Origin of the sequence: Nakamurella sp. (assembly GCF_048594475.1) — a bacterium.
In the GTDB taxonomy this organism is placed as follows: domain Bacteria; phylum Actinomycetota; class Actinomycetes; order Mycobacteriales; family Nakamurellaceae; genus Nakamurella.
On the sequence record NZ_JBMDXT010000455.1, the window covers coordinates 1 to 6,927 of the forward strand.

Annotated in this window: 6 protein-coding genes; 3 read left to right on the top strand and 3 right to left on the bottom strand. The window is 72.7% G+C overall.

Annotation, left to right across the window (positions count from 1 at the left end; translation table 11 throughout):
* The first annotated feature begins 94 nt into the window (after window positions 1–94).
* Together ACOJUF_RS20410 and ACOJUF_RS20415 are read left to right on the top strand one after the other, a co-directional pair.
* Complete coding sequence (locus ACOJUF_RS20410; protein ID WP_420123652.1) at window positions 95–1,852, top strand: phospholipid carrier-dependent glycosyltransferase; 1,758 nt, start codon at window positions 95–97, stop codon at window positions 1,850–1,852.
* 221 nt (window positions 1,853–2,073) lie between these two features.
* Window positions 2,074–2,703, top strand: coding sequence for a superoxide dismutase (locus ACOJUF_RS20415; protein WP_420123653.1), 630 nt, complete (start codon window positions 2,074–2,076; stop codon window positions 2,701–2,703).
* A 198-nt stretch (window positions 2,704–2,901) separates the two neighbouring features.
* On the opposite strand, the gene ACOJUF_RS20420 is transcribed toward ACOJUF_RS20415, so the two are convergent.
* The 3 genes from ACOJUF_RS20420 to ACOJUF_RS20430 form a co-directional block, all read right to left on the bottom strand.
* Window positions 2,902–3,762 carry a DUF72 domain-containing protein gene (locus tag ACOJUF_RS20420; protein ID WP_420123654.1) on the bottom strand — a complete coding sequence of 287 codons (861 nt, stop codon included), beginning with the start codon at window positions 3,760–3,762 and terminating at the stop codon, window positions 2,902–2,904.
* A complete protein-coding gene (locus ACOJUF_RS20425) occupies window positions 3,759–4,079 on the bottom strand; it encodes a thiamine-binding protein (RefSeq protein ID WP_420123655.1) in 321 nt (106 codons plus the stop codon). Before ACOJUF_RS20425 ends, ACOJUF_RS20420 begins: the two co-directional genes overlap by 4 nt.
* An 83-nt stretch (window positions 4,080–4,162) precedes the next feature.
* Complete coding sequence (locus tag ACOJUF_RS20430) at window positions 4,163–5,050, bottom strand: hypothetical protein (RefSeq protein ID WP_420123656.1); 888 nt, start codon at window positions 5,048–5,050, stop codon at window positions 4,163–4,165.
* Between the two features lie 287 nt (window positions 5,051–5,337).
* On the opposite strand from ACOJUF_RS20430, the gene ACOJUF_RS20435 reads away from it, so the two are divergent.
* Window positions 5,338–6,927 (top strand): circularly permuted type 2 ATP-grasp protein (locus ACOJUF_RS20435; protein WP_420123657.1); only part of this gene is annotated, 1,590 nt, incomplete at its 3' end.

Below are 6,927 nucleotides of genomic sequence, written 5' to 3' on the forward strand. Positions count from 1 at the left end.
GGGGTGCCGGCCAGCACCAGGGCCCCGCCCGCCGGCCCCGGCACCCCGGACGCCTTCACGCCGTCACTCATCGGGCCACCCTACGATCGTCCGCATGCCCGCTCCGCCGTCCCTGGCCGACCCGGCCGCCGACCCGGCGGACCAGGCCCCCGGCGGCACCGACGCGACCGGTCCGGCCGGGCGCGCCGACGGCGCGGAGCCCGCCGCCGCAGCCCTCCCCGAGCGGCCCGACCCGGCCGACTCCGTGGTCGCCATCGGCCAGGTCCCGCCGCTGACCGCCCCCGTCCCGCGGGCCCGCCGCGTCCTGCCGCCGTCGCCCACCGACCGGGCCAGGGGCTGGATCGTCACCGGCGTCGTCACGTTCATCGCCACCCTGGTGCGGCTGGTCAACCTCGGCGCGGCCAGCGACGGCGGCACCCCGCTGTTCGACGAGAAGTACTACGCCATCCAGGCCTGGGAGATGCTGCGCAACGGCGGCGTCGAGGACAACCAGGCGTTCGGCGTCGTCGTGCACCCGCCGCTGGGCAAGCAGCTGATCCTGATCGGCGAGTGGCTGCTGGGCTACGACCCGGTCGGCTGGCGGCTCGCCTCGGCGGTGGCCGGCATCGTCTCGGTGCTGCTGATCGTCCGCGTGGCGCGGCGGATGACCGGCTCGACCCTGCTCGGCGGCATCGCCGGGGTGCTGCTGATCTGCGACGGGGTCAGCCACGTGCAGGCCCGGTCGGCGCTGCTCGACGTGTTCCAGGCCGTCTTCGTGCTGGCCGCCTTCGCCTGCCTGATCGCCGACCGGGACCAGGTCCGGGCCCGGCTCGCGCAGGCCGTCGACCGGTCCATGGACCGGGCCACAGCCGGCGGATCGACGGTGGCCGAGGCGACCGGGGTGGCCGGGGCGGCCCTGGGCGCCCGCTGGTGGCGGTTCGGCGCCGGTGTGCTGCTCGGCCTGACCACCGCGGTGAAATGGTCGGGGGCCTACTGGATCGTCGCGTTCGTCGCACTGTCGCTGATCTGGGACATGCAATCGCGGCGCGAGGCCGGAGTCCGCCGGCCGGTCCGCGCGGGGCTGCGCCGCGACCTGCTGCCCACGATCTGGTCGCTGGGCGTGGTCCCCCTGCTGGTCTACATCGGGTCGTGGTGGGCCTGGTTCGCCAGCGAGACCGGATGGCCGCGGCACACGCTGGTCGCCATCGACAGCAACCGCTCGGACTGGAAGAGCGGGTTCCTGTACGAACTGGCGCACGTGTGGTCGAACACGCTGTGGCAGTGGACGTGGAAGATGCTCGACTTCCACTCCCACCTGCTGACGCCGACCGACCCGAGCAAGCGCCACCCGTGGGAGTCCAAGCCCTGGACGTGGCCGCTGGGCACCCGGCCGGTGCTGTACTACTCCCCCGCCGACGCGCCCTGCCCCGCCGACCCGACCGTCGACTGCGTCCGCCGGATCTTCCTGATCGGCACCCCCGCGCTGTGGTGGATCTCGCTGTTCGTCCTGGTCTGGGCGCTGTGGAAGGCGATCGGCCGGCTCGACTGGCGGTACGCCGCGGTGCTGGTCGCCTACGGCGCCGGTTACCTGCCCTGGTTCACCAACCTGGACCGGCAGATGTACTTCTTCTACGCGACCCCGCTGGCGCCGTTCCTGGTTCTGGGCATCACGCTGGTGCTCGGCGACATCCTCGGCCCGGCCGCGGTGCGCGGCCGGTGGCGGGTGGAACGCCGCTACACCTCGGTCGCGGTCGTGGCCCTGTACGTGGGTCTGGTCGTCGCCAACTTCATCTGGCTCTGGCCCGTCCTCAACGGCGAGCCGATCACCCACGAGCGGCTCACCATGGAGACCTGGCTGCCGTCCTGGGGCTGATCGCGATGATCATCCGCGACCGCCCCCGCCGGCCCGCGGCCGGCGGCAATCGCCTTGCCGGCCAGCCCGTTTGAGGCGCCGGCCGGCCGGGTACGACGAGCCTGCCCGGTGCCGGACCGGACCGGACGAGCGCGATCGTCCGGGTATAGGGTCGGTGCTGGTCGGGCCCACCACGACCGGTGCGGCCCAGTCCGGACAACTGATCAGTCGGAGGAGAACCAATGGGTGTCTACACGCTGCCGGATCTGCCGTACGACTACGGGGCACTCGAGCCCCACATCTCGGGCACGATCATGGAGCTGCACCACAGCAAGCACCATGCCGCGTACGTGGCCGGCGCGAACACCACCCTCGACCAGCTGGCCGAGGCGCGCGACAAGGACGCGTTCGGGCCGCTGAACGGGCTGGAGAAGAGCCTGGCCTTCCACCTGGGCGGGCACATCAACCACTCCGTGTTCTGGCCCAACCTGTCCCCGGACGGCGGCGACAAGCCGGACGGCGAGCTGGGCGCGGCGATCGACGAGTTCTTCGGCTCGTTCGACGGTTTCCGTCGCCAGTTCACCGCCAACGCCAACGCGATCCAGGGCTCCGGCTGGTCGATGCTGGTCTGGGACACCCTGGGCCAGCGGCTGAACATCATGCAGCTGTTCGATCAGCAGGGGAACCTGCCGGCCGCGCAGATCCCGATCGTGCTGCTGGACATGTGGGAGCACGCCTTCTACCTGGACTACCGCAACGTCAAGGCCGATTACGTCAAGGCCTGGTGGAACATCGTCAACTGGGCCGACGCGACCGCCCGGTTCAACGCCGCCCGCGCGAACACCGGCGGACTGATCGTCCTGTCCAGCTGACGGGCCGATCCAGCTCCTGCCGAACGGGCCGGTTCCCTCCGGGGACCGGCCCGTTTCGCATTCCGCGGTCCGACCGACGCCTGGGCGTCGGGGCGTGGGCGCCGGGGTGCTGCGCTGATCCAAGGCCCGCTGAACCGGACACACCGGGCACCGATCCGGGTCTTCGATCAGCGCAGGCCACCGGGCGGCCGCTCGTGGTCATGCAGCCAGCCGCTGTCGCAGCCGAAGCGCGTCGTGCGGGGCGTGGGCGTCGCCGTCGTTGTCGAAGTACACCGACACCTGCCGCACGCCCGGAGTGGCGGCCCAGCCGCGGACCCGGTCGGCCCACCAGCCGATGCCCTGGTCGGAGTACCCGCTGCGGTACAGCTCCTGGTCCCCGTGCAGCCGCACGTAGACCAGGTCCGCGGTGACCCGGTCGACCCAGGTGAACCGGCCGGCCGTGTCGGCGACGACCAGGGCCACCCCGTGCCGCCGGCACAGGTCGTAGAAGTCCGGGGTGGCGAACGAGTCGTGACGCACCTCGACCGCATGCCGCACCGGCGCCGCCGGGTCGGCCGGCTCCAGCGACGGCTCCTCGCCGAAACGGTCCCGGATCCGCGGAACGCCCCGTTCGGCCAGCTCCGTGGCCGCACCCACCGTGGCGGGCAGCAGCGCGAAGAAGTCCGCCATCCGCTGCGGGCGCAGGCCGAGCTGGGGCGGGAGCTGCCACAGGACGGGACCGAGCTTGCTCCCCAGGTCCAGCAGGCCGGAGGCGAAGAACGCCGCCAGCCCCTCCTCCACCCCGGCGAGCTTCTTGAGGTGGGTGATGAACCGGCTGCCCTTGATCGCGAACTCGAAGTCGTCGGGCGTGCGGTCGCGCCAGCGGGCGAACGACGACGGCCGCTGCAGGGAGTAGAACGGCCCGTTCAGCTCCAGGGTGTCGTAGGACTCGGCGACGAACTCCAGTTCGCGCCGCTGGACCAGGCCCACCGGATAGAACGCGCCCCGCCGCCAGTGCGGGTAGCGCCAGCCGGACAGGCCGATCCGGATCCGCGCCCGATCCGCGCCGGACCCGGTCACCCCTGGTCGAGCGCCGCTTCGATGCGGGCGACCTTGCCCGTCAACTCACCGGTGTGACCCGGCCGGATGTCGGCCTTGAGCACCAGGCTGACCCGGCTGCCGTACCGCCCGACGACGTCGCAGCACTGCCTGATCACCGCCAGGCACTCGTCCCACTCGCCCTCCAGGGTGGTGAACATCGAGTCCGTCCGGTTCGGTAGCCCCGACTCGCGGACCACCCGGATCGCCTCCGCGACCGCCGCCGACACCGAACCGGAGTCGTCGACGCCGCCCAACTCCCCCACGCCCGTCGGGGCGACCGAGAACGCAACCAACATGCCGGTCACGGTATCCCGGGGGGCCGGTCGGGAAACCCTCACGGGCGCGGCCGTCGGACCGGACGCCCGGGGTCGGGAACCCGTCAGCCGCCCGCCCGCTCGATCGCCGCGGCCAGCTCGTCCCGGGTCATGGTCGACCGGCCGGGCAGGTCCAACTCCTGCGCGCGGCGGTACAGCGCGGCCCGGCTGGCGACCGGCGCGGCCGGGGCGACCGCCGCGGACGCCGGGGCAGTGCGGCGCCGGGGCGCCGGGCGCGGCCGCGGGGTGCGCCGCGGGGCCCGGCCCGTCGCCGGCTCCGGGGCCGGCGCCGCGATCCGGGACGGTTCGATCGGTTCGGCCGGGACGGGCGCGGGGGCCGAGATGGGGGCCGTGGACGGGCCCGCGCCTCCCAGGTCGCCGCCCGCACCGCCCGGGTCGCCCGGGGCGCCGGCCGCCGTACCGGCCGGGACCGCGGCGGGCGTGACGGTCAGCGGGGAGGCCACGACGTCGGCGGCGGGCTCCGGCGCGGGAGCGGCGATGCGCGACGGTTCGATGGGATCCGCGGGCACCGCGGCCGGGGCCGAGATGGGCACCGCGGACCGGTCGGCGGCCGCGGTCGCCGGGCGCGCGGCGGTGGCCCCACCGGCCTTGCCGGCCTTGCCGGTCTTGCCGGCCTTGCCGGCCTTGCCGGCCTTGGCGGCTTTGCCGGTCTTGCCGGCTTTGCCGGTCCCACCGGCCGCGGACCGGGCGGCGCCGCGCTCGGCTGCGCGTCGGGTCGCCGCCGACCGCTTCGCCTTGCGTTGGGCCTTCTCGGCCTTCTGCCGCGCGACCTTCTTCCGGGCCCGCGCCTGCTTCTTCGCCAGCTTCTCAGCGGCGCGCGCGAGCTTCTTGGCTTCCTTCTTGGACAGTTCCCGTTTCGTGGCCTTGGCCGCCTTGCCGCCCGCCCTCTTGCCCGCCCGCTCCTTCGTCGCGGACTTCTTCTTCTTGGCCACGGGTCCCTCCTGATGCGCCGGCCGGCCCACGCTGCCGGAACCGCTCCTGGCACCTCATCACATCCACCGGCGCCCGGCCAGGTGGACGGGCCGGCTCGGTGACGATCACCCGGATCCGGTCACGGGACTCACCCGGTCGCGTCGAGCGGGCACGACCGGCGAGCGATCACCGGCCCCCGCGGCAACCCGCAGGGCGGGTGGTCCACCCCACAGGAGGCCAGGTCGGACGCCGTCCGACACAATCTCTGTTCATGCCCCTGCAACATCGCGGCCCTACGGTCCCTGGCATGGCGGATCTGTTCGAGGACTACCCGTTCGGCCGGGCCTGGGACGAGATGTTCGCCGCGCCGGATCAGATCCGGCCGGCCTACGACTCGGTGTTCGCCGCGCTCCAGACGATGGACGCGGCCGACCTCAAAGCTCGCGCGGACATCATGGGACGCACGTTCCTGGATCAGGGCATCACGTTTGCCCTGGGCGGGGTCGAGCGACCGTTCCCGCTGGATCTCATCCCGCGGATCGTCACCGCGGCCGAGTGGCAGACCGTCGAGAACGGCGTGCCCCAGCGGATCCGCGCCCTGGAGGCCTTCCTGGCCGACTGCTACGGCCAGGGCCGGATCTTCGCCGACGGCGTCGTCCCCCGGCGGCTGGTCACCACCTCCCCGCACTTCCATCGCCAGGTCATGGGCATGAGCGCCCAGGACGGCGCCCGGATCGTCATCTCCGGCGTCGACCTGATCCGGGACGAGAACGGCGAGTTCCGGGTGCTGGAGGACAACGTCCGGATCCCGTCCGGCGTGTCCTACGTGCTGGAGAACCGACAGGCCGTGACCCAGGTGCTCTCGGAGGCCGGCGCCGACCAGTTGGTCCGGCCGGTCTCGGAGTATCCCGGCCAGCTGCTCGCCGCGCTGCGGGCCGTCGCGCCCTGGAACGTCACCGATCCGAACGTGGTGGTGCTCACACCCGGCGTCTACAACTCCGCCTACTTCGAGCACACGCTGCTGGCCCGGGAGATGGGCGTCGAGCTGGTCGAGGGCCGCGACCTGATCTGCCGCAACAACCGGGTGTTCCTGCGCACCACCTCGTCCGAGATGCCCGTGCACGTGATCTACCGCCGGGTCGACGACGACTTCCTGGACCCGATGCAGTTCCGGCCGGATTCCCTGCTGGGCTCCCCCGGCCTGGTCAACGCGGCCCGCGCCGGCAACCTGACGATCGCCAACGCGGTCGGCAACGGGGTCGCCGACGACAAGCTCGTCTACACCTACGTGCCGGACATCATCCGGTACTACCTGAACGAGGATCCGATCCTCAAGAACGTCGACACCTACCGGATGGAGGTGCCCGACCACCGCGAGTACGCGCTGGAGCACCTGTCCGAGCTGGTGCTCAAGCCGGTCGACGGCTCCGGCGGCAAGGGGATCGTCATCGGATCCCGGGCGGACCGGGCGACCCTGCGCAAGGCCAAGGAGACGGTGCTGGAGAACCCGCGCGGCTGGATCGCCCAGCGCGAGATCGCGCTGTCGGTGGTGCCGACGCTGATCGGCGAGAAGATGCGGCCCCGGCACGTCGACCTGCGGCCGTTCGCGGTCAACAACGGGCGCAACGTCTGGGTGCTGCCCGGCGGCCTGACCCGCGTCGCGCTGCCCGAGGGCGAGCTGGTGGTCAACTCCTCGCAGGGCGGCGGGTCGAAGGACACCTGGGTGCTGGGCGGCACCGTCGAGCTGAGCACGCCCGAGCCGGCGGCCGACCAGACGCAGGTGATGAGCATTCCGGACTTCTCGTTCCACCCGCCGGTCAGCCCGGCCGAGGAGACGTTCGGTTTCCGCAGCCAGCACGAACAGCAGCAGCAGGACGGCCGGCAGGTCCAGCGGATG